Below are 24,295 nucleotides of genomic sequence, written 5' to 3'. Positions count from 1 at the left end.
AAAAAATTTATAAAAAATCATTTCGAATTGTGTGATTATGTACCCTCCGTTACCTAATATAGGAATAAATGAATGGACAATTTTTGACAAATAAAAAAACCAACTGCCGGCACTTGAGAATCAAGCATGCAATCGGTTTTCTTTTTTATTCAAAATAATGTCCGATCAGTTCTTCTACTGTTTCAAGAAACAAATCGTAATCCAGACCAAGTGCGATTACAATATCCTGCATCAGCAAGGAATGCTCCAAGCAGTTGTCCAGGTATTCTTCAGACAGAATATCCAAATCTTCCCGTGTTTGAGCCGCATTATCCGGTGTAACATTTTCGATTAATTCAATCATTTCATCCGTAATTGAATAATAGATTTGCCTTGAATCCTTGAAGGCCTGGATCTCTTCCTCAACCAGTTCACTGTCTTCCAAACTGTCTAGCATGAGGTTGATCTCCTGTTCAGCCGCTTTTAAATCTTCATCTGCCAGCTGAATGGGTTCAAGGTTTTCCTGCACACTTGCTACTTCCAGTTCGGTCATTTCATCCTCTACCAAAAACTCCGGATTACCAATGCCATAATCATACTGCAGCGTAACCTCCGTCACAAGACTTTGAATAACCCCTAACTGTTCCTCAGGGTACAAATCCTCATAATTGCCTGTTAGATCCATATTCTCTTCCTCATTTGCAGACTCGCGTTCCTCAACCAGAACATCTGGATCCGTATCGTCTACAATCTCATCGGCAGCTTCCTCTTCTACGAACGAATCGCTGGGATTTTCTTGTTTTGTCTGTTCATACGGATCATCCAGCGCAAAGCTGCTTTCAAAATCATCTTCACTTTTCTCTTTAGCAGGTTCGGATGCTGCTTTATTGGCTCCCTTGGTCTTTTCAACTTCAGGTGCTTGATTAACCCCTTCTTCTACAAGAAAATTTGTGCCGCATGCGCTGATAAATGGAACTGCGGTTACAATCACGATTGATGTCAGCCATCTTCTCAAAGTGCACTCCTCCAGTGGGCTTGTCTGCCATATTTTGTTTTGTTCAGGATATTTATCCAGTTCCTTTTTATTGAATAAACTAAACATCCAAAAGCAAGTTTGACAGGCTTATCCATTGCCCAATAGCGTTTTTATGTGTACGTTATACGTATTAAACAGTCTGGAAATGAGGGAAAAAGATGCAATCTATCTATGATTTTAATGTTATGGCGGTAAACGGGGACATAAAGTCGATGCGGGAGTACGAAGGAAAGCCGGTTCTCATTGTGAACACTGCCAGTAAATGCGGGCTGACGCCTCAATTTGAAGGGCTGCAGGAGCTTTATAAAAAGTATCAGGATCAGGGTCTGACAGTTTTAGGCTTTCCATGCGGACAATTTAATCAGCAGGAATTTGAAGATATAAATGAAACAACTGAATTCTGTCAGATTAATTACGGTGTTACATTCCCCATCTTTGCAAAAATTGATGTCAATGGAGAGAATGCAGATCCACTTTTCGTTTTTCTAAAGGATCAGCAAAAAGGGGTTCTTTCTAAGGCGATCAAATGGAACTTTACCAAGTTTTTGATTGATCGGGAAGGAAACGTAGTAGAACGCTTTGCTCCTACAACAAAGCCTGAAGAAATTGAAAAAGAGATTGAAAAGGTTCTATAATCTCAATTAAATCCCGGCACTTCTTAAGGTCTGCTCTTATTAAAGGGCAGGCCTCCTTGTTACTCCATCTCCATAAATACTTCCTGATCAACAGGCCATCGTGAAAAATCGGTGATAACCCCATCCGCTCCGTATAGAACAGCTTTTTGAATTAACCGTTTATCTTTTTTAGACCATACAAGAACCTTGCAATTTCTTTTGCGGATTTGATCGACCGTTCGTTTATCAAGTGATGAAACGTTGAAATTAATATATGCAGCAAATGAGGTTAATTCGTCTATATATTTTGTGGACATTGGAATGAAGGAACCGTTGATGAGTACACCAAGCTGAATATCGCTATTTAATTCATGAATCCGCTTCAGCACGTTCACATCAAAGGATTGCACAACAATACTTTCCAAATCAGGATAACGAGCTAAAAGTTTTACTATTTTTTCTTCAATCCCTTTATTTAGTGCAGGATGTTTCACTTCAATTAAAATACCAATTTTCCCGTAGAATTCCTTCAGCAATTCATCAAGGGTGATCAGCGTCTCCCCGGCGTAGCTCGGATGAAAGCTCGTTCCGGCATCCAGCTGTTTTAATTCTTTTAATGTAAATTGACGCACACTGCCCTGTCCATTAGTGGTTCGGTCAACATACAGGTCATGAATCAAAATTAATTCGTTGTCTTTTGATAATTGTACGTCGCACTCCAGAAAATCGGCTCCTAATTCCAGACCTTTTTGAAAGGCTGCCATTGTATTTTCAGGAGCAAAACCGGACGCTCCGCGATGAGCCACCGTAATCATTCCTTCCAGCTCTGCTTTTTTTACAGGATGCAGGCTGGAGCCGGCAAGAAACAGCATAAAAATCGCCAATACACTTATGGCAGACAGCAGCCTTTTCTTCCGTCTCACCTTCATTTTCAGTAAACTCCCGGCCGGAATAAAATAGTATTCTATTTTGTTCCTTTCTTCTAGTTTATCCGCAGAAAACTGTTGTGTGACGGAAGAGAGTGAATCGATGAAAAAGAGGCAGGTGCACCAGTTTAGCTGTTGAGTCTTTTAAGACGTAAAAAAAGAACTTGAGATCGTCTCAAGCTCTCTGACTGGTTCGCTACGCTTCAGGCGGACTCTTTTCCGCAGGGATTGCGCCTTGAGCCTTTGCAGGACGCTGCCCTGTAAAGTCTCAGCTTGCCGTCATATCCTCCCGGAGTCGCCACCTTCCGCTCACCTCTTACTAGTAATCATTACTGGCTCTTTTTTTTTAAAATTTTTGAGTTTTGTCCCAGCGCAGATGCGTATTATTCTATTTTAAAACCTATTTTACCAAGCTGTTCTCCTCTTTCCAGACGGGTAAATGCTTTTTCAAATTGATCGAATGTATAAACTTCATCAAGAACCGGCTTGATGCTATGCTGTTCGATGAATTGGAGCATGCTCGCGTGTTCTTCAGCACTGCCCATTGTAGAACCCAGCATATTAAATTGTCCGTAGAAGAACTCTCTAAGATTCAATTTTACTTCGTCTCCTGCAGAAGCGCCAAAAGTGACGATAGTTCCACCTGTACGGAGCTGATTCAGAGATTTTTGGAATGTAGCAGCGCCTACACACTCAATCACAAGATCCATTTTCACGTCGAGCTCTTCTTCCCAGTTTTCAAGATTGCTGTCTATTGCTTTTACTGCACCTAAGTCAAGCGCCGCAGCACGCTTTTCTTCAGCCCGTGACGTTACATAAACATCAGCTCCTGCTGCTTTAGCAAATTGAAGCAGGAACGTAGCAACACCGCTCCCGATGCCGGGGATCAGAACCTTCATTCCGCTTTTTACTTTTCCTCTTGTGAATAAAGCCCGGTACGCTGTCAAACCGGCGAGTGACAGCACTCCTGCTTCCTCCCAGGATAAAAAGGACGGTTTAGGTGCAACATTGTCAGCTGGTAACACGATCGATTCTGCAAACGTTCCATGAAAAGGGAGTCCCACAATTTCAAAGCCTTCTGGAGGTGCATCGCTGTTTTCCTTCCAGCCCAGTCCAGGGTTTATGATTACTTCGTCGCCTACTTGAACATGGCTTACCCGGCTTCCTGCTTCACTCACTACTCCAGCGCCATCAGAGCCGATGACCAATGGAGGATCGGTCGGTTTGTGACGTTTTAAAACAAATAAGTCGCGATGATTCATTCCAGCTGCTTTCAGTTGAACCCGCACCTCATTTTCTCCAATTGAAGGTGTTTCAACTTCGCTGTATGTAAGTCCTGCAAAACCCTCTTTTTGAGCATGAATTAACCCTTTCATTTCGCCTCACTCCTCTTCTGCTGATTCTTTAATGAAATCAGAGTTTTCAATAAATCTCAAGTGCGAGGCATGCCGTTCCTTGTTATATAGAATTCCCCTCGTCCTTCCACTCCCCAAATGACAGCCATGCTGAAACAAAAAAAAGAAAAATCAGCGTTAGCACCCATAGAGATGCACGACCAATGCTCAGTAAATGATCAGCATTCCATAGAAAGAAAATAGTACAAACAAGAAGAAGACTGCCTGTAATGAACACTGGCACCACAAAATAAAGCTGATTATTCCATTTCAAAAACAACCTTTTCATTTCAGTTCACCTCCGTTACTCATGATCGGCTATTGGCAGGCATTCTTTGCCGTTTCTTTGAACAGATTTCCCATCTGCTGTTGAATGAATCGCTTCACTGGGCCCAACGGTCATAATCAGCAGCATGCCCGTTCCATGACAAACCCTGACTTCATCAAACCGGGGAGTAATAGGGGGAACGGTTTCAGCGTATACCGTTTTTGTAAGCATCTCTAAATCCAAATTCTCTGGCACCCCAAGAATTGTTTTGTCGTAGCCTTTGACTTTATCTGCCACACCAAATACTACACAGCCCCCGCCTCCATTGGTCAAGCAAACCGCATAGTGAATCATTTTATTGAGATTATCTTCAAGCGCCCTTGTGCTCCATTGTTTAAAATCAAGATCCTGTCCTTCAAAATCATCTGCAATATGCGTATCTAATTGCCTGATCAACTGCATGATTTCCGGGATCGTTTTCATCCTTCGCCCTCCTGAAAGAGATGAGATTTGCTCCCATTTTTTCATTCTTCTTTTATTTTAGTGCCGCAGGAAGGAAATAAAGACGTGTTTTTGAAAAATAACTAAATTTTATTTGATTTTTATTGACTGTCACCCTATGAATCTGACAGGAGTTTCGGTGCCGCCCGTTGAATCAATGAAGAGTAAATCCATTTAAACAATCTATTTGAGGAGGAAACAGCTTGAATAACCATGAGATTGATTACAAGCTTTATGGAGACGATATGCAGTTTGTTGAAGTGGAGCTTGACCCCCAGGAAACGGTCATTGCAGAAGCAGGAAGCTTGATGATGATGGATGACGGGATCAAAATGGAAACGATTTTTGGTGACGGTTCTTCTTCGCAGGGTGGATTGATCGGAAAGCTGATCGGTGCAGGCAAACGTGTCATAACGGGTGAGAGCTTATTCATGACGACCTTTACAAATGAGGGTTCAGGAAAAAAACATGTCAGTTTTGCTTCTCCCTACCCTGGAAAAATTGTGCCGATGGATTTAAGTGAGTTAAACGGCAAGCTGATTTGTCAGAAAGATGCTTTTCTTGCATCCGCAAAAGGTGTTTCACTCGGAATCGAATTCCAGCGTAAATTGGGCACAGGCTTTTTTGGCGGCGAGGGCTTTATTATGCAAAAGCTTGAAGGAGACGGAATGGCCTTTATCCATGCAGGGGGAACGATCCACAAAAGAGAATTATTCCACGGGGAAACCATTAGAGTGGATACAGGTTGTCTTGTTGCGATGACAGGAGAGGTTGACTACAATATCGAATTTGTTGGAGGCGTAAAAACGGCGATGTTTGGCGGTGAAGGCGTCTTTTTAGCTACCCTAAAAGGGCCGGGCACGGTTTGGATCCAGTCCCTTCCTTTCAGCAGGCTGGCCAGCCGCGTGTTTGCCGCTATGCCGCATAATGGAGGATCTAAAGGGGAAGGCAGTGTGACAGGAGGCTTGTTCGATATTCTTGGGGGCGACCGCCGGTAAAAAAAACCGAACGGGGAAGGATCTTTCGTTCCCCGTTCGGTTTTTCATATACACTACTAGACTCTTGAAAGGCGGGAATGACAGCGTGCCGAGAGCCAGCGTGCCACACCATGATCATCATGATGACCCGCGATTTCATTTGCTATGGAAAAAAGTGTTTTAGAGGAATTCGTCATCGCTACACCAATTTCAGCTTTTTCAAGCATGGAAATATCATTATCCCAATTTCCAATGGCGATCGTATTGGATAATGGTATAGCTGCTTGAGCGGCTAATTTTTCGAGTGCATATCCCTTTGATTGATGCAGCGGCATCAGATCCATCGTCCTTGCGCTGGATTCAATACATTGCGCTTCAACGATGCCCCTGCACCATTGATGTACCTCTCTTCTGTTCTCCTCGTTCTCAAGCAGTAAAGTTATTTTCCATATCTCTTTCTCCGGGGGAGGGTGCCCATTAATAACCGGAATGTAGCGATGATCATAGGGAAAAAAGACAGGTTCATTGGTTATGTATAATGCATCGTCCACAGACCATACCACAGGAACGTTCAGCTCTTTTAATTCTCTTGCAAGTGTCTGTATTACTTTTTTATCGAAGGAAGCTGCATGAATCTTTCTGCCTTTAGAACCCATTACCCACGATCCGTTAAAACAAGCGAGTCCGTCTATTTCCCCGCACATTTGTTTAATGGGCAAAGCGGTGCGCGGATGCCTGCCCGTTACAAGCGCTACCTTATTTCCTTCGGCTCTGAAATTCTGCAGTGCTGCTCTTGTGTAGGGCGTTACCTGTTCGGATGAGGTGAGTAGTGTACCGTCTAAATCAATGCATGCCAGCCATGAACTCAAATGAAAGTCCCCCTTATAGTCATTAATTTCACTCGCATATTTCAAAGGAAAAGTGTAAATGCTTCCTTTGATTATTAGTCTATTAGATGTTTGTTAAGAATAATCAAACAATTTGTTATATTCGTTTTGTTTTTTTGTAAAAGTTAGTTTACAAGATAAACGGAGAGGTTGAGATTACAGAGAAGGCTGTAAAAGAGACAGGATCTATCAGTCGCATGAGTTGGAATAAAAGTGACTCAAGTTCTACGACCGGTTCACTTCGCTTCAGGTGGACGCTTTCCGCAGGGACGGCGCTGAGCCTTCTTGGGCCTTGCCCTGCGAAGTCTCAGCTTGCCGTCATGTCCTGCAGGAGTCGCCACCTTCCGCTCCGCTCACCTCATACTAATAAATATAATTGGCCTCATTTTTAGTACTTTTTTCAGTTATGGTCCTACCTCTTTTACTTAAGAAGTTATTTAGAAGTTATTTTGTTTTAACCGCAGCCTTCTCATGCGACATTTCCCTCAAGATATATTTTTGAATTTTTCCTGAAGCTGTCATGGGATAGGACGAGACAAATTCGATGTATTTTGGAATTTTATGATGAGAAATCTTTCCTTTGCAGGCGTTTCTCAGCTCTTCCGCAGTCAGCGTTTCTGAATCCTTTAATATCACCCAGGCCATCAGCTCTTCTCCGTATTTTGCATCAGGCACTCCTACCACCTGGACGTCCTGGATGGAAGGATGCTGGTATAAAAATTCCTCCACTTCTCTTGGATAAATGTTCTCGCCACCGCGGATAATCATATCCTTGATCCTGCCTGTAATTTCAATATAGCCATCGGCATCTAAAACGGCAATGTCACCTGTATGAAGCCAGCCCTCAGGGTCAATGGCTTCCCTTGTCGCTTCTTCGTTTTTGTAATAGCCTTTCATAATTAAATAGCCCCTGGCACATAATTCCCCCGGTGTTCCAGGCGGTACTTCTTCGAGTGTAACAGGATCAATGATTTTCACTTCTACATGCGGATGAGGCTTGCCGACTGTGGACACCCTTTTTTCAATAGCATCATCCCATTTTGTCTGGGTAATCACCGGTGAAGCCTCTGTCTGCCCGTAGCAAATGGTAATTTCGCCAGCTCCCATATCATGAATGACTTTCTTCATGACTTCGATTGGGCAAGGAGAGCCTGCCATAATTCCTGTCCGTAAACTTGACGTATCGAAGCTTGCATAATCGGGGTGATTTAACTCTGAAATAAACATCGTAGGGACACCATGAAGAGCTGTACACTTTTCATTCTGCACGGCCTGCAGCACTTTTTTGGGTTCAAACTGTTCGATAATGACCATAGTGGAACCGTGTGTGACCGCCGCCATATTTCCAAGTACACAGCCAAAGCAATGGAAAAAGGGTACAGGAATGCAAAGTCTGTCGTCAGACGTAAGGTTCATAAAGTCGCCTATAATTTGACCGTTGTTTACGATATTATCGTGGCTGAGCATGACCCCTTTCGGAAAGCCGGTTGTACCGGATGTGTATTGTATATTGATCACATCATCAGGATGAAGCGCTTTCATTTTTTCTTTTAATTGTTGATCTGTTATCCGCTGCGCGTATGCCTCAAACTCTCTCCAAGTGAAAATGCCCGGATACTCCTGTTCACTCATGACGATGACGCGCTTCAGATGAGGAAGAGCAGTACACGTAAGCGCTCCTTTTTCTCCATCAGCCAGTTCAGGGCATAGAGTCTGAATAATGTCTATGTAAGATGTGCCTTTAAATTCTTCCCCCAAAATAAGCGTCGTTGCATCTGATTGCTCTAGAAGGTAGTGCAGTTCCTTTTCCTGATAATTTGTATTAACGGTCACAAGGACAGCGCCCATTTTTCCGGTGGCAAATTGACTCAGGAGCCATTCTCTTTTATTATCTGACCAAATCGCCACATGCTCCCCTTTTTCAATCCCCAGTCCGATAAATGCTTTTGCCAGTTCGTCAGTTTCCTTGTCAAACTCGCTATAGGATCTACGAATTCCTTTTTCCGGATAAACATACGCTTCAGTATCCGGAAACGATTTTGCTGTCTGGTGAAGCATGTCTCCCACCGTTCGATGCAATAACATCCTGATCAGCCACCTTTACACTTTATTTTTAATATTATCATAAAATTCAGATTAATAGAGAATCATCCTAATTATTTCCTCTAAAGGAACCGAACGTATAGCAGCATAATCCTGCTTTACAAAAATTTCTTTTTGAAAGATACTACTTATGAACTTTCGTTTTCACCCCTCAGTTTCTACCCTATGTAAGGAGGTTTTAGAATAAAGAACCTGCAAAGAACATCCATGTTTTTTTACAACAAAATCAATTTAATCATACTCCTGCTGGGTATCGGCATATTTGCTTTCTTCATTGCTGTGGTTCTCCCTGCAGAGTCTGAAAATTCTCAGGAGGCAACCGGGAGTAGCCGATCACCGGACACAGGTTTCCTCTATTCATCACAGGAACTGTATTCAATTGCGGATGAGTATGGCGATGAAGGCCGGTCAGCTTACATTCGCTCCCGTTTCACGTTTGATATCATCTGGCCGCTTGTGTACACATTCTTTTTAACATCGGCTATTACGTTCTTCATGCGGCCTGTCTCATCTGTTCGTTTAAAAATACTGAATTTGCTGCCAGCTGCCGGCATGCTATTTGATTTTCTGGAAAATATGGCTGCATCCCTTGTCATGTTTCGTTTTCCTTCCTCAACCCCGGTCGTTGCACAGATCACTCCAATCTTCACTTTAATTAAGTGGCTATGCATCTACGCAAGCTTCGGATTGCTGTTGATTAGTTTGGGGTACTGGGTGTTCGTTTCAAGTAGAAAACTTGTTAAAAGATCGAAATGAAAAAAAGCTGCAGCAGCGCAGCTTTCTATTCTACGTATTCGAAAGATTTAACCGGAAAATCAAAAATCGTTCATGCTCATCTTTTTCAAAATATCCTGGTACTTTTATGTCTTTTTCTAAATAAAATGCCGTCTTATCGTGAAGAAAATGAATATACTCTGTGGTTGGATAGTATAAAATCAAGTCCACGATCCGGGGATGTTTCTCAGCGGACTTGGTGATGTTGTTTACTACTTTTATAAAAATTTGTGTGGAAAAAGGGTTAAAGAAATAAAATTTATTTTGGTCTTTTTCGACTTTATATTCTTCTGCCAGACATCTCTCAAAACGAACGCTTCCAGCCTGATTTTTCTTTTTCTTCATGTAGTTTGCCTGATTTTCAAGTGCTTCCTGATAAAGAGAACCATTCACTTCAACACCTGTAGCAGTTAATTGAAATTGATGGTGGAAAAAAAAGGGCACCCTTCCTTTCCCGCTGCCATAGTCCACGAGCCCATCCTGTTGATAAAAGGGGTGCTCCGCAGCCAGGGCTTCCAGTGCAGCATAAGGTGTTGCTTCATACCGGTTTTGGTGAATTGAACTGCTCAATACCTGCAAGCCGCTGGTCGGTCTAATGCTGAGCATCCGGTCATATTCCTGTTCATTCATACGGGCTACTACTCCTTATCCGTTCTGATTTCTTCTCAGTATAACGCCCAGCACGTCCCGCGTCAGTTTGTTTGAACCGGGGTAAAGATATATGAATAATAAATTATCCACTCAGGAGGAATACAGCATGTCCATTTTACCCGAACGGTTCCACGCTCTTGCAGCCATTGATCTACAGCTTGAGAATATTAAACAGGCCATTATACGACATCAGGAAGGAAAATTTGCCATCCTTCAAAATGATTCTGCCTATTACGATGAAAGTAAGGATCTGCAGGAAGCAGCCGACTATTACGCTGAAATTGATTTTAGCGATTCAGAGAACGCACAAAATCAATTGCATGAGCTTATTGCCCGTACTCATACCGCTCAACTGCGCTACGACCCATCTGAATATGTGTACCCATGGGTAGACCTGCAGCCGGATGGTACATTAAAAAGCATTTACTCAGGCCGTAAAAAAGAGGTTGCAGATGTGCTTCAGGAGGATTGGGCGGCAGCTGCAAAGCGAAAAGGTGAAATTGAACATTTAAAAGAAAAAAACGGAGGGTTGGAGTCGCAGCTGACCCGTATTGCAAATCAATTTAAATTTAACTGTGAACATGTTGTTCCACAATCCTGGTTTGATGAAAGGGAACCGATGAGAGGGGATCTCCACCATCTTTTCACCTGTGAGCCTGTATGCAATTCAAACAGAAGCAATTACCACTATCATGATTTTAAAGATTACACCCCTGAAGAAGCGGGCATTTCCAAAGTGACCGCAGGCTGCGGCAAAGCTGAAAACTACTTATTTGAACCGGAATATGCGAAAGGGATCGTGTCACGGGCCATGCTTTATTTTCTTCTCCGCTATAAGGATACTGCGATTCAAACACCAGGCGGCGGAATAAATAGAGAATTGCTGCTCAGGTGGCACAAAGAGTTTCCTGTCAGTTTATATGAGCAGCATAGAAATCAAGCAATCTATGCCATGCAGGGAAACCGAAATCCCTATATTGATTTCCCTCAGCACGCCGAAATTTTCAGCAAGCTCCCCTCTGAATAAGTCTGTGTCCTGAATAAAGTGCCTTCTAATGTTTTTAACCCTAATTTTAAGTGAATAACCTAATATAGAAATTATTCAGAAGGGATGAATCTTTCATGCAAAACTTAAAAGGAAAAAAAGCACTTATTACAGGTGGAAGCAGAGGGATTGGCGGAGCTACTGCTCTTGCCCTTGCAAAAGAAGGTGTAGAGCTTGGTCTTATTGCCCGCTCAGAGGAGAGCTTTGATTCCATCCGCAGGGATTTAGACGAAATGGGAGCACTCTATGCCGTGGCAGCAGCAGATGTTTCACGTGAAACAGAAGTCAAAGAGGCAGTAGCCAAGCTGGAGCAGACACTCGGTTCCTTTGATATTCTGATCAACAATGCAGGTGTAGGTGCACATGGATCATTTCTTGAACTTCAAACAAACGACTGGGAAAAAGTATTGAATACAAACGTAATGGGAATCGTGCATGTTACAAAAGCAGCACTTCCCGGCATGATTGAAAAGAACCGCGGGGACATCATTAATATTTCATCGATGTCCGGTCTTAAAGGGACAGAGGGATCAAGTGCATACAGTGCGTCTAAATTTGCTGTTATTGGCATGAGTGAATCTCTTATGCAGGAGGTAAGACGCAGTAATATTCGTGTCAGCGTTTTGACACCAAGTCTCGTGGAAACGGATCTGACACGCGGAAAAGACTCAGGCGAGCGCAATCCTGATAAATTCATGCAGGCAGAGGATCTTGCAGAATATATCACCAGTCTGCTGAAGCTTGAACAGAGAACCTTTATAAAAACCTCAGCTTTGTGGGGAACAAATCCGTTTTAATAAGACAGCAGAACGGCAGGAGGATGGGAAAACTTAAGGTCCGCGCATTGAACCGTTCAAATAGCCTGAGACAAGGAGTCTCAGGCTATTTGAACAATTTGTATAGTAGATGCATCAGATCACTCTTAAACGGATCTTTGAAGAAACCTTCTCTACCGCTAGTACGACAAGCAAGATGAGTAGAATTATGGCTGCTGCTTCATCAAACTTCATAAGTGTCATAGAAGTTCTCAATTCAACCCCAATGCCGCCGGCTCCTACTAATCCGAGCACTACTGCCCCTCGTATTGACTTTTCAAATGCAAACAACCCTGTACTGACAAATGAGGGAAATGCAGGAGGGATGGCTGCTCCAAAAATAACTCCTCCCCGCTTAGATCCTGTCGATTCAAGTGCTTCCAGCGGTCCTTTATTCAATTCTTCTATACGTTCAGAAAAAAAGCGGGCACAAAATGCAATGGTATCAATCATAATCGTTAAAATCCCTGCTAACGGACCTAATCCAAATAAAACGACAAATATAAGCGCCCATACAAGGTCTGGAACTGTTCTCATAACCCCAAGCAGCCCTCGTGTGACACTGCGAATTAATGGACTGCGGGTAATATTCTTGGCTGAAAGTAAGGCAAATGGCAAACTAATGACAACGCCTACAGCTGTGCCTACAATGGCAATTTCAAATGTTTCAATCATTGCCCAGGTGACGGGCTCTATTCGATTAAAATCAGGAGGAAATGCTTGAGAAATAAATGTCCCTGCATTAAAAAGACCTCTCCATAATCGGTCAACCGTAATATTAGCGTTAGACAAACCCATTATGAAAAACAGCAGGAAGAAAATCCAGCCGAACCAGCCTGCAATCCCGGGCCACTTCATTCTTTTTGGCATATGTTTGGCATATTCTGATTTATTATGGTTAGTCAACTGAAATCACCTCTTTACTGAGGTTTTTCAAGTTTTTTTCATAGAGCCATTCGAAACGTGTATCATCCAGCTGGCTAGTCTGCTGATCTAAGACAAACCTGCCCTTATGAAGTCCAATTATTCGCTCGGCATATTGCAGGGCGATTTCAGGTTGATGAAGGGTACAAATAACAGTCATCCCCCTTTCCTTCACGACAGACCACAAAAGATCCATTACTTCTTTTCCAGCAGATGGGTCAAGACTTGCAATGGGTTCATCTGCCAGTACAAGTTCCGGCTCCTGCATAAGCATGCGGGCAATGGCTACCCGCTGCTGCTGGCCTCCCGATAAACTATCCGCTCTCTTTTTGGAAACATGGATAAGACCCACTCGATCTAAGCACTCCAAAGCCTTCATCCGCATTTCCTGTTTGGCAAAGGGGCCAAACACGCTAATAGAAGAGGGGCTTTTTCCTAACCCGCCAAAAAGGACGTTTTGAAAGACAGATAAATTCCCTACTAAATGAAATTGCTGAAAGACCATTCCAATATTTTTTCTAACTTCACGGATCTCTTTTTTAGAAAGATCGTGAATTGGCTGTCCATTGTATAAAATCTTTCCACTGCTCGTATTTTCAATCCCATTAATACAACGGAACAACGTGGACTTGCCGGAGCCGTTATGTCCTAATAAAACGACTCCCTCCCCTTTATTTACATCGAATGATACGGAGGATAAAGCTTCAGTCCCGTCATCATATGTTTTCCCAACTTGCTGTATTGAAAGATGTACCACATTGTCCTCCTATTCTAACGTCAATCCCAACGTATCATAAGCTTCACGAATAGAATCATAATCTTCATCTTTTGCGTCAATTAACTCGGAATCACTATATTTATCGTTTTCTTCCGTTTGAAGAAGCTCTGCAAGCAGGTAATCCTGGTTTTCAAGGAATAACTGTTTTACCTCTTCAACAAATTCCTTGTCTAATGTAGGGCTGGCAACAAATAGATCGCTTGGCAAATCGGGCCCTTCATGCACAAGAGTCCACTCATCTTCCCCTTCTTCATTTGCAAGCTCATAATAGTCGTCCGCTCCAGTTCCTACAACATCAACATCTCCCCCACGAAGGGCTTCAATACGGGCATCCCCTAGTAATGCGATGGAGCCGTCAAAATCCTGATCAAGATTAAACCCGTTCTCTATTAAAATGGAACTTGGGCCTATATGTCCGCTTGTCGATCCAACGTCCTTCATTGCTACTTTTTTCCCTTTCATGTCTTCCAGGCTTTCAATGCCGCTATCTGCTCTGGCAATGAAGGCCAAACGGTAACCTGGTCTTGTTAAACCAATAACCGGCTCTACCTCTGCCTTTGATTTCATGACTACATACTCTGATGGACCTGTAAGTACAATGTCTACTTGATCAAACTGTGCTGCAACCGCTGCAGCTGTCCGGTCAGTTACTGAAAAGAATTCAACTTCAATTCCTAAAACTTCTTCCATTGCATCTTTAAAAGGACCATGTTCCCGCTGAAGCTGTTCCATCCCTTCAACTCCGGTGTCAGCAAAACGCAACTTCTCCGGCCAGTGTTCACGATCCGTCTCCACAGTATCGGTTTGATCCGCTTCAGATCCTTCTGCTGATGCGTTGGTATCTTCAGGCGTTGAATCTGAACATGCTGCCAAAACGAGCATGATCATTAACATTGCCATAGTCAGTACAGTTTTTTTCATCTCTTTCCCTCCTGAAATTATCTACGTTTTTGTGCTAACCTGAGCACAATAAAATCTTATCAGGGAGCTATTAATTGTTCGTAAATTCAGGACCTCTTTTATGTAAAACAAATAATATTTATGAGAAAAAAGATTTATAAGGCTTGTATAAAAGATAGAATGGGTATTGCAGGGGTTGGGAAAAATAGAGGTTGTAGGGATGAAGACATCAGGAGGAATGACATGGACCTGTACAAATGGCTACATCATACCTATGTTAAGCATAAAGAAGGATTCACAATAACCGTTCTGATTGCTTTAATATTTGTACTGAACTACTTAACGAATCCTGGTTATGATCGGATAGAGGTTTATATTCAAGAAGGACTCGTTTTTCAAAATAGTGCAAAGATCGTACTTGGGTCATTTCTATTAGTTTTAGTTGATGGGATCAGAGAGTTTCCGATATTTTTTACTGCTTGGGCTGTCAGCTATTTGCTTCTTAAAAGGGTCCGTGCGAAATATAGAATATATACCCTTGGAAGCATTATACTCGGGATTTATACATTATTGTTTTTCTCCTATTTTAACGTGACTGCCTGGATCACCCCTGCCATCATCTACTTATTGGGGGCTCTTATCATTTATCCTATGTTTCGCCAGGGCGTAAGTTATTTAAAACAAGGATTAGTTATGTTTCAAATCATTTGGTCTCTTCAGTGGCTGGATTTAAATCCTTACTGGCAAAACGCAGGAATTGCACGGTTAGGACTTGTGAATGAAATTTACAGTGCAGCTACGCTTATGGGGATTCAGGATATTTTGTTGGTCTTCAGCTACGTCATGGGGCTCCCCATTTTATTCAGTGCCTTTATAACGAGCCTCTTTTTTGCATTGCAACAACAAAGATTTCAAACCCTTCAATCAATCAATGATCGGAACGTGCAATTGCAAACTCTTAAAATACAAGCATTAAAGCACCGCGGCGCGGAGGAAATGCATCAATTAGTTCACGATTTAAAAACGCCTCTAACAGCTATTCAAGGGCTTGTATCCCTTCTTCCCCTTAAAAATGATCAAGCGAGTATATCAATATATGCGAACCGCATTGAACGGTCGCTTGAGCATTTAAATAACATGATTTCTGAAATTTTATATGAAGAAAAAACAGCTGAGCTAACCATTCAACAGCTTGTTGATTCTGTAAAGCCACAGATTAGCGGCGTAATACCTAGTGACATTCTTCAATTCCGCATACAAAAACCTGATCTGCTTATTGAAGTCAACCGGATTAAAATGTCGCGTGTGTTCGTAAACCTTCTTCAAAATGCCTATGAAGCCACTAAAAAAGTGGAAAAGCCCTTTATAATTGTTTATATAAGTGAGGAAATGATCAACGAAACAAATAAAAAAAGAGGCATACTTATTGAAGTGAGTGATAACGGAACAGGTATATCGAAGGAATTTATTCACTCTATTTGGGATAGTCATATGAGTGCAAAAGGACAGACTGGTTTAGGTTTAGCATTTGTAAAAAAAACTGTGCAGCAATACGGAGGCTGGGTAAAAGCAACTTCGGACCATGAAGGTACTGACATTACGTTATTTCTTCCAACAAAGGAGCAGAGTGAAACCCATGAATAAAACAATCTTAATTATTGATGATGATGAAGATATTCGCTTTACTTTTCTGGAAATTTGTACATTTGCCGGGTGGAAGGGAATTGAAGCACCCGATGGAAAAAGCGGCATTATTCTTTTTACTGCACACCAGCCTGACCTCGTTCTGGTCGATTATCACATGCCGGAAATGGATGGGCTGACTACCGTGAAAGAACTGAGAAAGCTTAATCAGGACGTGCCAATCCTTGCCCTGACTGTTGATGAACGACAGACGATTGCTGATTCCATTATTGCTAATGGTGCAAATGATTTTATTCTAAAGCCTATTCGTGCCCCTGATCTTATCTCGAGAATGAATCTTCACTTTAGGTCTTCCTCTTTATCAGACCAGTCTAAAGAAGAGTTAATTTCATTTTTCAGTGATCTTCCTGAAAAAGGTCTGTCAAAAAAAACAATGACGAAAATTCTAAGCTATATAAAAAAAATGAATGAAGCTGAAACTATTAAAGATATCTCTTCAGCTACCGGCATATCCTATCCTACCGTACATCGCTATGTTCAGTATTTAGTTGAAAAAGATTTGCTTGCTCACGAACTCGATTACGGAAAAGTCGGCAGACCTACGCATAAATATCGTTATACAAACAGGACAACAAAGTAAACCGCCCTTTTTTTAAAACGGGCGGTTACATGCTTTATTTGTTTCCCGGCTTCAGTATCAATTTCCCCTTTGTTTTCCTCGCCTGCATAAGCTCGTGTACAACCGCAGCTTCTTCAAGTGAATACACATCACCTACCGTCAGCTTCAGTTTTCCCTGTGCGACCCAGGTCATCAGCTCTTTCATGCTTGGCTGCAGCAGCTCGGGCTTCCTCATAATCTGCGGAAGAAAGAAACCGATCACGGACTGGTTTCTTGCCATTAAGGAGGAAGGGTTGAATTTACTTTGCTCTCCGCTTGCTACTCCATATACGACTAGCCGGCCAAAAGTACCCAAACATTTTAAAGTCTTATAAAAAACGTCCCCACCTGCCATTTCCAGTGCAAGATGCACTCCTTTCCCATCTGTAGCATTAAGCACTTCCTGTTCCCATCCATCCTTTGTGTAGTCTATGAGTACATCCGCGCCCATTTCTTTGGCAAGCTCCAGCTTTTCCTTTGTGCTTGCTGTAGCAATTACTTTTCCTGCACCAAATAATTTTGCCAGCTGGACCGCTATCGTACCAACACCGCCAGCCGCTGCGTGCACCAGGACGGTTTCTCCCTTTTCAATTCTTCCCATCGTTTTCAGGATATGATACGCGCTCAACCCTTGCAGGGGCAGAGCCGCAGCTAATGTAAAGTCCAGCTCATCAGGAATCGGGATGATCGACCGTTCATCTGTTACGGCGTACTCTGCATATCCTCCAGATTGAATGAGTGTGACCACTCGATCCCCTTTTTGTATGCTTTTGACTCCGCTTCCCGTCTCAATCACGACACCCGCTGCTTCAGCTCCCGGGATAAAGGGAAGCGGAGTTGGAACCACATATTGTCCTTCTCTTCTGGCAGTATCCGCATAATTAACGCCTGCTGCATGAATTTCGATTAATACTTCATTCTCCTTTGGCACCGGCTTATCAATTTCTACCTCTTGAAGCACTTCCGGTCCGCCATATTCCTTCAGTTGAATGGCTTTCATTTTACCCGCTCCTTTAATTTAGGATTAGCATACATATTGCTCTTTTTTGTAAAGTCGGTCTGCTATTGTGCGTGAGATCTGGACAGAAGGACTTGATGATAAATAGCTGCTGCATTCCCGAATTGTCAGGCCGATCAGTTTTTCCCTCTTTTCACCTTCTGTCAGCTCCGTTATAAGTTTTCTTGAAATGAGTTCAGATTCCCATATCGCTTTTTCTGCAGCCACTCTCATTAAATCGATTTTAGCTGCTTCTTTTTCCTGCCCGTTCTTCAGGATCGCTTTGTCTGTGCGACAGACTGTTGATTCGGCTGCATACAAATGAATGGCCAGATCAGCCAGACCCATAAGCGCCTCCTGCTCGTGAACAAGGGATGGACCCCATTTTTCATATACCAGCCCTGCGTTCAGTAAAAACAAGCTGCGAAGCGTTTGAACCGCTGCTTTTTCTTTACTGATTACTCCCTGTTCTATAACTGGGGGCTGCTGTAAATCTTGAAAAGCCTGCTCCCCCATCTTCACCAGATCTACTTCTCCCTTTATTGCTTTGCGAAAAAAGTGAGTAGGGATCAGGAGCCGGTTAATTTCGTTGGTTCCTTCAAAAATACGGTTAATTCTCGAATCACGATACATTTGCTCGATCCCATATTCCTTTATATAGCCTGCGCCCCCGTGCAGCTGCAGTGCTTCATCCGCCACCCAATCCAGCGTTTCTGACCCATACACCTTGCAAATCGCACATTCCACTGCATATTCACCCATCTGTCTGCTGATGTGTTTGAAATCAGTTGAATCGTACAGATCCCCCATTGCTTCTTCCAATAGTCCTGCTGTTCTGTACATCACAGATTCTGCAGCATAAATTTGAGCAGCCAGTGAAGACAGTTTTTGCTTAGTAGCAGGAAAGTTGGCAATTTCCTGTTTAAACTGCCGGCGCTGTTTAACAAATTGGATGGTTTTTTGCAGCCCGCTTTTAGCAGCCCCCATACAGGCAGAACCTAAATTAAAACGTCCGAGATTCAGTACATTCAGGGCAATGATGTGACCTTTCCCTTCTTCTCCCAGCAGATTTTCTTTAGGCACCCTGCAGTCCTCAAACACCACAGATCGGGTTGAAGAACCTTTTATCCCCATTTTTCTTTCCTCTGGTCCCAGGGACAAACCGGGATGGTCTTTTTCCACGATAAAAGCGGTAAAATGAATGCCGTCCACTTTTGCATAAACAATAAACGTATCCGAAAAAACCGCATTCGTAATATAAATCTTGGTGCCGTTAAGAAGATAATGGGTTCCTTCCTCATTTAAAACTGCTGTCGTTTGGGCGGCCAATGCGTCAGACCCTGCCTCCGGCTCCGTTAAACAATAGGCGCCGATCCATTCTCCTGAAGCAAGCTTCGGCAAATATTTTTTCTTCTGCTCCTCAGTGCCAAAGTACGTAATAGGCAGTGTGGCAATACAGGTATGGTTCGAGTGAGCAACTCCATACCCGCTTGTCGGCCCGACCATTTCTCCCACAATTCCTTTGCTGATTTTATCAAGTCCCAGCCCCCCGTATTGTTCAGGGATGCTATGAGCCAGCAGCCCTGCTTCACCTGCTTTTCTCATCAGCACAGAAATCTGTTCAAATTCCTGGTCTTCTATTTTTTCGTTTAAAGGAGCTACTTCTTTTTGTACAAACTGTCTTGCTGAAGAACCGATCATTTTATGTTCATCTGTAAAGTCTTCCGGAGTAAAAGCGAGCTCTCCATTCGTATCTGCGTACAAAAAGCGGGATCCCTTATTTTGCAGATCAACCTGTTTCATGTTGTGACCTCCTTATGTTTGCTCGCCTCACTTGCCCATCTTGCAGGATTGGAACAAGAGACGTTGTATTTTTCCTTGAGGCAAATTCCAGCTCTTCAAGAACGTCATATTGGGCAAACAGTTTCCCAACTTTTGAGAGTGAGAGAATCTTAAGCGATTCCTCCGGCTGCCCATGGTAAAGCTGCCAGGCAGTCTTGGCAGCATCCGTCATTTCGATCTCATCTGCCTTTTCTCCTGCGGCCAAACACTCAATAAAATGACCGGCGCCATACACGTCCTCTAAACTGATTTCTCCTGAATTCCCTGCACATACAACAAGGACAGTTTGTTCATTTCCGTAGTGCTTTACCGCTTCAGCCACTGCTGAATTATTAAGCAGGCAGGCGATATGGACATGCTTTGCTGCGGCAGCGTTATTTAACGCAATGGTACCGTTTGTAGTCGATAGAATAAGTGTTTTCCCTTTTACTTTCGGGCGAAGGTGAACGGGACTGGGGTATTCGAAGCCTTCAATTGGCTTTGCATGCATTTCCCCTGCCAGAACCACTTCATTTTCCTGATAAGCGGCAGCGAGTGTTTTCCCCTCTTCGCACGTGAGCACCGGCAGAACACGTTTGGCTCCGTCCATTAAAGCTGCGGTGATGGTGGTGGTTGCCAGCAGGACATCGATGACGACGGCTGTTTTATTTCCTTCCTGCAGCTGCTCTTTTTCCAGCTCTTCTTTCTTAAACAGAACATGCACCTTCATCCCTTTTGTACCGATACTGCTGAGGCATGGGTAATCAGCGTTTTTACAAATTCATTAAAGTGAGCAAAGCGCGGGTCGCGGGTCTGTCCATTTTTATAGCGGAAGTAAATCTGCTGACAAATTACCGCAAGCTTAAAGTACGCAAAGGTTAAGTAGTAGTGCATTTCACTAACATCCCTCCCGCTTTTTTTCGCATACTGCTCAATAAATTCATTTCTGGTCATAAACCCCTCCTGAATCGTCACGGAGGGCTTACCCAGCCCATTTTTTAATGGCTCCGGGTCGTCGTGCTGTGTCCAGTAGCTCATCGCAGCACCCAGGTCCGCAAGAGGATCTCCAACTGTCGCCATTTCCCAATCAAACAGACCCTCCATTTTATCCAGTTTCTCGTTAAACATGGCGTTATTCAGCTTATAGTCATAATGAATGACGACAGGCGGCTGACTTTTCGGCAGATGCCGCTTGAGCCAGTCCTTAAGCTGATCAGCCTCTTTAATTTCCTCAGTTTTAGCACGCTCATACCGATTCAGCCAGCCGTGCACCTGTCTTTCCATGAAGCCCTCAGGAGAGCTGATCTCCCCTAGTTTCGTTTTTGTGTAGTCAATGGCGTGCAATTCAGCAAGTGTATCCACCATGATGGTTGAAAGCTTTTTCCGGTGCTCAGGAGTCACATTCATTCCTTCAGGAAATGAGTGGTCAATCACGATTCCGTGCTTTCTCTCCATCAGAAGGAATGGACTCCCTACAATAGACTGATCATCTGAAAATAACAGCGGCTCGGGAGCCTGTGAAAATAATGGATGGATCTGAGTAAGGAGCTGGTACTCCCTTTTCATATCGTGGGCTTTTGGCGCAATTGGCCCGTGCGGAGGTCTTCTTAAAACCGCTTCCCACTCCCCCATTTTCAGCTCGTAGGTTAAATTAGAATGACCCGCCCAAAACTGCTGAACTTCGAGAGGAGCCTGCGGCAGCTCATGAAGGTTTTCTCTTAAAAATGATTCTAATACACTTCTATTTAGATCTTCGCCTTGTTTTACAGGAATCGTATCCTTTGACTGCATCAAATAGCAGCACCTCCTTGTGCGGCATGAACTTCCAGTTTACTTTTAAGCACCTCGGGAATAGCAGCACTTGTTTGCTTTTCAAAATCAAAATACACGATTACGGCGTTTCCCTTTGCAATTTGATTACCGGTTTGGGCACATAGGATCTGATGCTCCAGTTCAAAGCTTTTGGTGCCGATTCGGGAAATACTTGTCGTGATCGTCAAGACCTGATTAAAATACCCCTGATTGGTAAAGTCACATTTTGTAGAAGCTAAAATAAAGTTCCATCGCTTCACATCCATGGGGTAGCCCATAGAGGAAAAAAAGTGAATTCGTGCTTCTTCCAGATAAATAAAGTAACTGGTATTATTCACATGTCCCAAGGCATCCGTTTCACAAAAGCGCACCGTCACTTCCCTTTGTTCCATCGCTCAAGCCCCCTTTAATTCTTAGCTTTGTCAGCAGAGTAGGTGTACCAGCCTTTGCCCGTTTTCCTGCCAAGCTCGCCTTTATTTACTTTCTCCAGTACACAAGGGAACGGTTTATCTTCCGGATCACCCGTTTCCTGGTACCGCTGCTCCATGACGAATGCTGCCACATCAAGACCGGATAAATCCATCAGCTCAAAGGGACCGATTGGGTGGTTGAGCGCCTTGCGGCAAATGAGATCAATCTCTTTAAAATCAGCAACGCCTTCTTCATATAAATAAACGGCTTCTTTTTGCAAAGCACCTAAAATCCGGTTGGCTACAAATCCAGAGATTTCTTTTTTCAGTAAAACCGCCGTGCGATTCATCCGCCTGCATACCTCCATCGATAAAGCTGCGGTTTCTTCGGAGGTGTCTGTGCTCATTACCACTTCCACACAGTCCATTACAAGCGGAGGAAAGAAAAAGTGCATATTTACAACCTTGTCTTTTCGCTGCGTTGCCCCTGCAATCAAACTGTTGACAATGGTTGAACTATTCGTGGCAAACACGGTATGTGCAGGAGCAAATTTTTCAAGCTTTTGAAATACCTCTCTTTTCACTTCAAGCTTCTCCGTTACCGCTTCAATGACGAGGTCTGCCTGACGGACTGCTTCTTCCAAATCCACGGTAAAAGATAAATGGTTAAACGCTTTCATTTTTTCGTTTTCGGTTATTTTCCCTTTGGCAGTCCATCTGTTCATAATGGAATGAAGAGAAGCTTCCGCATCTTTAAGCGCATTCTCGTTGACATCCTGAATAACGGTCGTATAGCCTGCCAGTGCGGAAAGCATCCCAATCTGATGGCCCATACTTCCCGCTCCAATGACAGTCAGATGCTTTACATCGTGTTGAATCATAAATGCCCCTCCTTCATACTAACCGGTTAGTATATTCGTTTTAATAGAAGAATAGATTCTTCTATTTATGAATGCCTGATAAAATCATATTCGTAAAAATTCGCGCCACTTCTTCTTCAGATAAATCTCCATCCGGACTGAACCACTGATAGCTCCAATTCGCCATTCCGAGTACGCCAAATGTAGCAATGGATACATTTAGATCCTCCTGAAATTCTCTTTTCTCGATTCCTTCCCGGAGAAGCTGTTCAATTTTCAGGCGGAATGCATCCCGCTTTGGAATGATCTTTGAAAGCCGTTCTTCATTCAGATTCCGCATTTCCCTGAAAAAAACCTTCGCGCTCGCTCCCTGAGTTTTAATATTGCGAAGCAGCATAAAAATGATGTCATACAGCTTTGTCTTGCAATCAGCTTCTTCCTTGCTCAGAATTCTTTCCTGCTGGTCGAGTAAGTCATCTATATAGCGAAGCTGAATATCCATCAGCAGCTCTTCTTTACTTGAAAAATAATAATAAAAGGTTCCTTTTGTTACCCCATTTGCCTCTACAATGTCCTGAATAGATGTTTCGCTGAATCCCTTTTTTTCAAACAAAATAATGCTTAGTTCCGTTATTTTTTCCTTCATGTCTGCTTCACGCCTCTGTTATGAAATAATTGCTTGAATTATATCATAAGGTTCTTCTCACGAACTGCTTTTCATATTCTTTGATTCCCTTTACATCGCATGGTTGCCGCCATCTACGACCAGTACATCGCCTGTAACATACGCAGACGCTTTAGATGCGAGGAAAAGAGCCGCGCCCTTTAAGTCATCTTCTGTTCCAAAGCGCTTTAGCGGAGTGGCTTCTAAAATAGGGTTCTTACCATTTTCAATGATGGCTTTGGACATTTTCGTAGGGAAAAAGCCAGGTGCAATGGCATTCACGTTAATATTGTGTTTCCCCCATTTAACAGCAAGATCTTTTGTCAGTGTAATGACTGCGCCTTTACTTGTATTGTAGCCGATGGTATCCATGACTCTGGGATCTGTTCCTCCGAGTCCCGCTACTGAGGAGATGTTAATAATTTTCCCTTCCTTTTGCTCAATCATTTTTCTGCCTGCTGCCTGGCTCATTAAAAATGTCCCTGTAACGTTCACGTTCATTACTTTTTGCCAGGCTTCATACGGCATCTCTTCAGCAGGCGCACCCCATGTAGCGCCGCTGTTATTAACCAGGATATCAATGCGGCCAAAATGCTGAACAGTTTGATTTACCACTCTGTCTACATCAGCGGGATTTGAAATATCACATTGCAACGCCAGTGTCTTTACGCCAAGCTCCCCGAGCCGGTCTGCTGTTTCGTGACACGCTTCAAGCTTTCTTGAGCAAATGGCAATATTCGCTCCCGCTTCTGCAAACCCCTCAGCAATTTGGGCACCCAGACCTCTTCCCCCGCCTGTGATAAGAGCGGTTTTTCCTGTTAAATTAAAAAGCTCCAATACATTCATAGTTATCCCCC

Annotated in this window: 26 protein-coding genes; 7 read left to right on the top strand and 19 right to left on the bottom strand. The window is 43.2% G+C overall.

All coding sequences use genetic code 11. The features are described 5' to 3' along the window. Positions 1–145 precede the first annotated feature (145 nt). Entirely contained in the window at positions 146–994 is an 849-nt protein-coding gene (locus P6709_RS12525) for a hypothetical protein (RefSeq protein WP_278241267.1), read from the bottom strand. Positions 995–1,173: 179 nt separating this feature from the next. Between P6709_RS12525 and P6709_RS12520 the strand changes: the two genes are divergently transcribed. Next, the gene (locus P6709_RS12520; RefSeq protein WP_278241266.1) at positions 1,174–1,650 is read left to right on the top strand and encodes a glutathione peroxidase; all 477 of its coding nucleotides are present in this window, start codon (positions 1,174–1,176) and stop codon (positions 1,648–1,650) included. 59 nt (positions 1,651–1,709) lie between these two features. On the opposite strand, the gene P6709_RS12515 is transcribed toward P6709_RS12520, so the two are convergent. From P6709_RS12515 to P6709_RS12500, 4 genes are all read right to left on the bottom strand, one after another. Next, positions 1,710–2,558 (bottom strand): glycerophosphodiester phosphodiesterase, encoded by an 849-nt coding sequence (locus P6709_RS12515; protein WP_278241265.1) that lies wholly within the window; start codon positions 2,556–2,558, stop codon positions 1,710–1,712. 380 nt (positions 2,559–2,938) lie between these two features. Further along, on the bottom strand, positions 2,939–3,931 hold the full coding sequence (locus P6709_RS12510) for a zinc-binding dehydrogenase (protein WP_278241264.1): 993 nt from the start codon (positions 3,929–3,931) through the stop codon (positions 2,939–2,941). Positions 3,932–4,013: 82 nt separating this feature from the next. Next, positions 4,014–4,238 carry a hypothetical protein gene (locus tag P6709_RS12505; RefSeq protein WP_278241263.1) on the bottom strand — a complete coding sequence of 75 codons (225 nt, stop codon included), beginning with the start codon at positions 4,236–4,238 and terminating at the stop codon, positions 4,014–4,016. 15 nt (positions 4,239–4,253) lie between these two features. Next, complete coding sequence (locus P6709_RS12500) at positions 4,254–4,700, bottom strand: RNA-binding domain-containing protein (RefSeq protein ID WP_278241262.1); 447 nt, start codon at positions 4,698–4,700, stop codon at positions 4,254–4,256. A gap of 221 nt (positions 4,701–4,921) precedes the next feature. Between P6709_RS12500 and P6709_RS12495 the strand changes: the two genes are divergently transcribed. Beyond that, positions 4,922–5,716 (top strand): TIGR00266 family protein, encoded by a 795-nt coding sequence (locus P6709_RS12495; RefSeq protein WP_278241261.1) that lies wholly within the window; start codon positions 4,922–4,924, stop codon positions 5,714–5,716. 56 nt (positions 5,717–5,772) lie between these two features. Here P6709_RS12495 and P6709_RS12490 read toward each other — a convergent pair whose 3' ends face one another. Next, entirely contained in the window at positions 5,773–6,564 is a 792-nt protein-coding gene (locus P6709_RS12490) for an HAD family hydrolase (RefSeq protein ID WP_278241260.1), read from the bottom strand. A gap of 462 nt (positions 6,565–7,026) precedes the next feature. Next, positions 7,027–8,667 (bottom strand): AMP-binding protein, encoded by a 1,641-nt coding sequence (locus P6709_RS12485; protein ID WP_278241259.1) that lies wholly within the window; start codon positions 8,665–8,667, stop codon positions 7,027–7,029. Between the two features lie 225 nt (positions 8,668–8,892). Between P6709_RS12485 and P6709_RS12480 the strand changes: the two genes are divergently transcribed. Continuing rightward, positions 8,893–9,441: a hypothetical protein gene (locus P6709_RS12480; RefSeq protein ID WP_278241258.1), complete on the top strand. Its 549-nt coding sequence runs from the start codon at positions 8,893–8,895 to the stop codon at positions 9,439–9,441. Positions 9,442–9,471: 30 nt separating this feature from the next. Here P6709_RS12480 and P6709_RS12475 read toward each other — a convergent pair whose 3' ends face one another. Next, positions 9,472–10,089, bottom strand: a complete 618-nt coding sequence (locus P6709_RS12475; RefSeq protein WP_278241257.1) for an SAM-dependent methyltransferase — start codon at positions 10,087–10,089, stop codon at positions 9,472–9,474. Positions 10,090–10,216: 127 nt separating this feature from the next. On the opposite strand from P6709_RS12475, the gene P6709_RS12470 reads away from it, so the two are divergent. Further along, complete coding sequence (locus P6709_RS12470; protein WP_278241256.1) at positions 10,217–11,137, top strand: endonuclease I family protein; 921 nt, start codon at positions 10,217–10,219, stop codon at positions 11,135–11,137. Positions 11,138–11,232: 95 nt separating this feature from the next. Beyond that, on the top strand, positions 11,233–11,952 hold the full coding sequence (locus P6709_RS12465) for a 3-ketoacyl-ACP reductase (RefSeq protein WP_278241255.1): 720 nt from the start codon (positions 11,233–11,235) through the stop codon (positions 11,950–11,952). Between the two features lie 114 nt (positions 11,953–12,066). On the opposite strand, the gene phnE is transcribed toward P6709_RS12465, so the two are convergent. The 3 genes from phnE to phnD are packed head-to-tail and all read right to left on the bottom strand — an operon-like array spanning position 12,067 to position 14,593. Then, positions 12,067–12,876 carry a phosphonate ABC transporter, permease protein PhnE gene (gene phnE / locus P6709_RS12460; protein WP_278241254.1) on the bottom strand — a complete coding sequence of 270 codons (810 nt, stop codon included), beginning with the start codon at positions 12,874–12,876 and terminating at the stop codon, positions 12,067–12,069. Continuing rightward, a complete protein-coding gene (gene phnC, locus P6709_RS12455; RefSeq protein WP_278241253.1) occupies positions 12,869–13,651 on the bottom strand; it encodes a phosphonate ABC transporter ATP-binding protein in 783 nt (260 codons plus the stop codon). Before phnC ends, phnE begins: the two co-directional genes overlap by 8 nt. 9 nt (positions 13,652–13,660) lie before the next feature. After that, positions 13,661–14,593 (bottom strand): phosphate/phosphite/phosphonate ABC transporter substrate-binding protein, encoded by a 933-nt coding sequence (gene phnD / locus P6709_RS12450; protein WP_278241252.1) that lies wholly within the window; start codon positions 14,591–14,593, stop codon positions 13,661–13,663. Positions 14,594–14,815: 222 nt separating this feature from the next. Between phnD and P6709_RS12445 the strand changes: the two genes are divergently transcribed. Further along, the gene (locus P6709_RS12445; protein WP_278241251.1) at positions 14,816–16,216 is read left to right on the top strand and encodes a sensor histidine kinase; all 1,401 of its coding nucleotides are present in this window, start codon (positions 14,816–14,818) and stop codon (positions 16,214–16,216) included. Beyond that, positions 16,209–16,856 (top strand): response regulator, encoded by a 648-nt coding sequence (locus P6709_RS12440; protein WP_278241250.1) that lies wholly within the window; start codon positions 16,209–16,211, stop codon positions 16,854–16,856. Before P6709_RS12445 ends, P6709_RS12440 begins: the two co-directional genes overlap by 8 nt. A gap of 34 nt (positions 16,857–16,890) precedes the next feature. Here P6709_RS12440 and P6709_RS12435 read toward each other — a convergent pair whose 3' ends face one another. From P6709_RS12435 to P6709_RS12400, 8 genes are all read right to left on the bottom strand, one after another. Next, entirely contained in the window at positions 16,891–17,874 is a 984-nt protein-coding gene (locus tag P6709_RS12435) for a quinone oxidoreductase family protein (protein ID WP_278241249.1), read from the bottom strand. Positions 17,875–17,898: 24 nt separating this feature from the next. Next, complete coding sequence (locus tag P6709_RS12430) at positions 17,899–19,674, bottom strand: acyl-CoA dehydrogenase family protein (protein ID WP_278241248.1); 1,776 nt, start codon at positions 19,672–19,674, stop codon at positions 17,899–17,901. Next, positions 19,661–20,422 (bottom strand): 2-phosphosulfolactate phosphatase, encoded by a 762-nt coding sequence (locus tag P6709_RS12425; RefSeq protein WP_278241247.1) that lies wholly within the window; start codon positions 20,420–20,422, stop codon positions 19,661–19,663. The genes P6709_RS12430 and P6709_RS12425 overlap by 14 nt, the downstream gene beginning before the upstream one ends. Next, positions 20,419–21,483, bottom strand: a complete 1,065-nt coding sequence (locus tag P6709_RS12420) for a phosphotransferase family protein (protein WP_278241495.1) — start codon at positions 21,481–21,483, stop codon at positions 20,419–20,421. The genes P6709_RS12425 and P6709_RS12420 overlap by 4 nt, the downstream gene beginning before the upstream one ends. Continuing rightward, a complete protein-coding gene (locus P6709_RS12415) occupies positions 21,483–21,896 on the bottom strand; it encodes an acyl-CoA thioesterase (RefSeq protein ID WP_278241246.1) in 414 nt (137 codons plus the stop codon). Before P6709_RS12415 ends, P6709_RS12420 begins: the two co-directional genes overlap by 1 nt. 14 nt (positions 21,897–21,910) lie before the next feature. Beyond that, positions 21,911–22,795: a 3-hydroxyacyl-CoA dehydrogenase family protein gene (locus P6709_RS12410; RefSeq protein WP_278241245.1), complete on the bottom strand. Its 885-nt coding sequence runs from the start codon at positions 22,793–22,795 to the stop codon at positions 21,911–21,913. A gap of 61 nt (positions 22,796–22,856) precedes the next feature. Then, a complete protein-coding gene (locus P6709_RS12405; protein ID WP_278241244.1) occupies positions 22,857–23,420 on the bottom strand; it encodes a TetR/AcrR family transcriptional regulator in 564 nt (187 codons plus the stop codon). A gap of 90 nt (positions 23,421–23,510) precedes the next feature. Continuing rightward, complete coding sequence (locus P6709_RS12400; protein WP_278241243.1) at positions 23,511–24,284, bottom strand: SDR family oxidoreductase; 774 nt, start codon at positions 24,282–24,284, stop codon at positions 23,511–23,513. Between the last annotated feature and the right edge of the window lie 11 nt (positions 24,285–24,295).

The organism is Jeotgalibacillus sp. ET6, assembly GCF_029667115.1.
Taxonomy (GTDB): Bacteria; Bacillota; Bacilli; order Bacillales; family Jeotgalibacillaceae; genus Jeotgalibacillus.
This window is presented reverse-complemented; position numbering and strand designations above follow the sequence as displayed.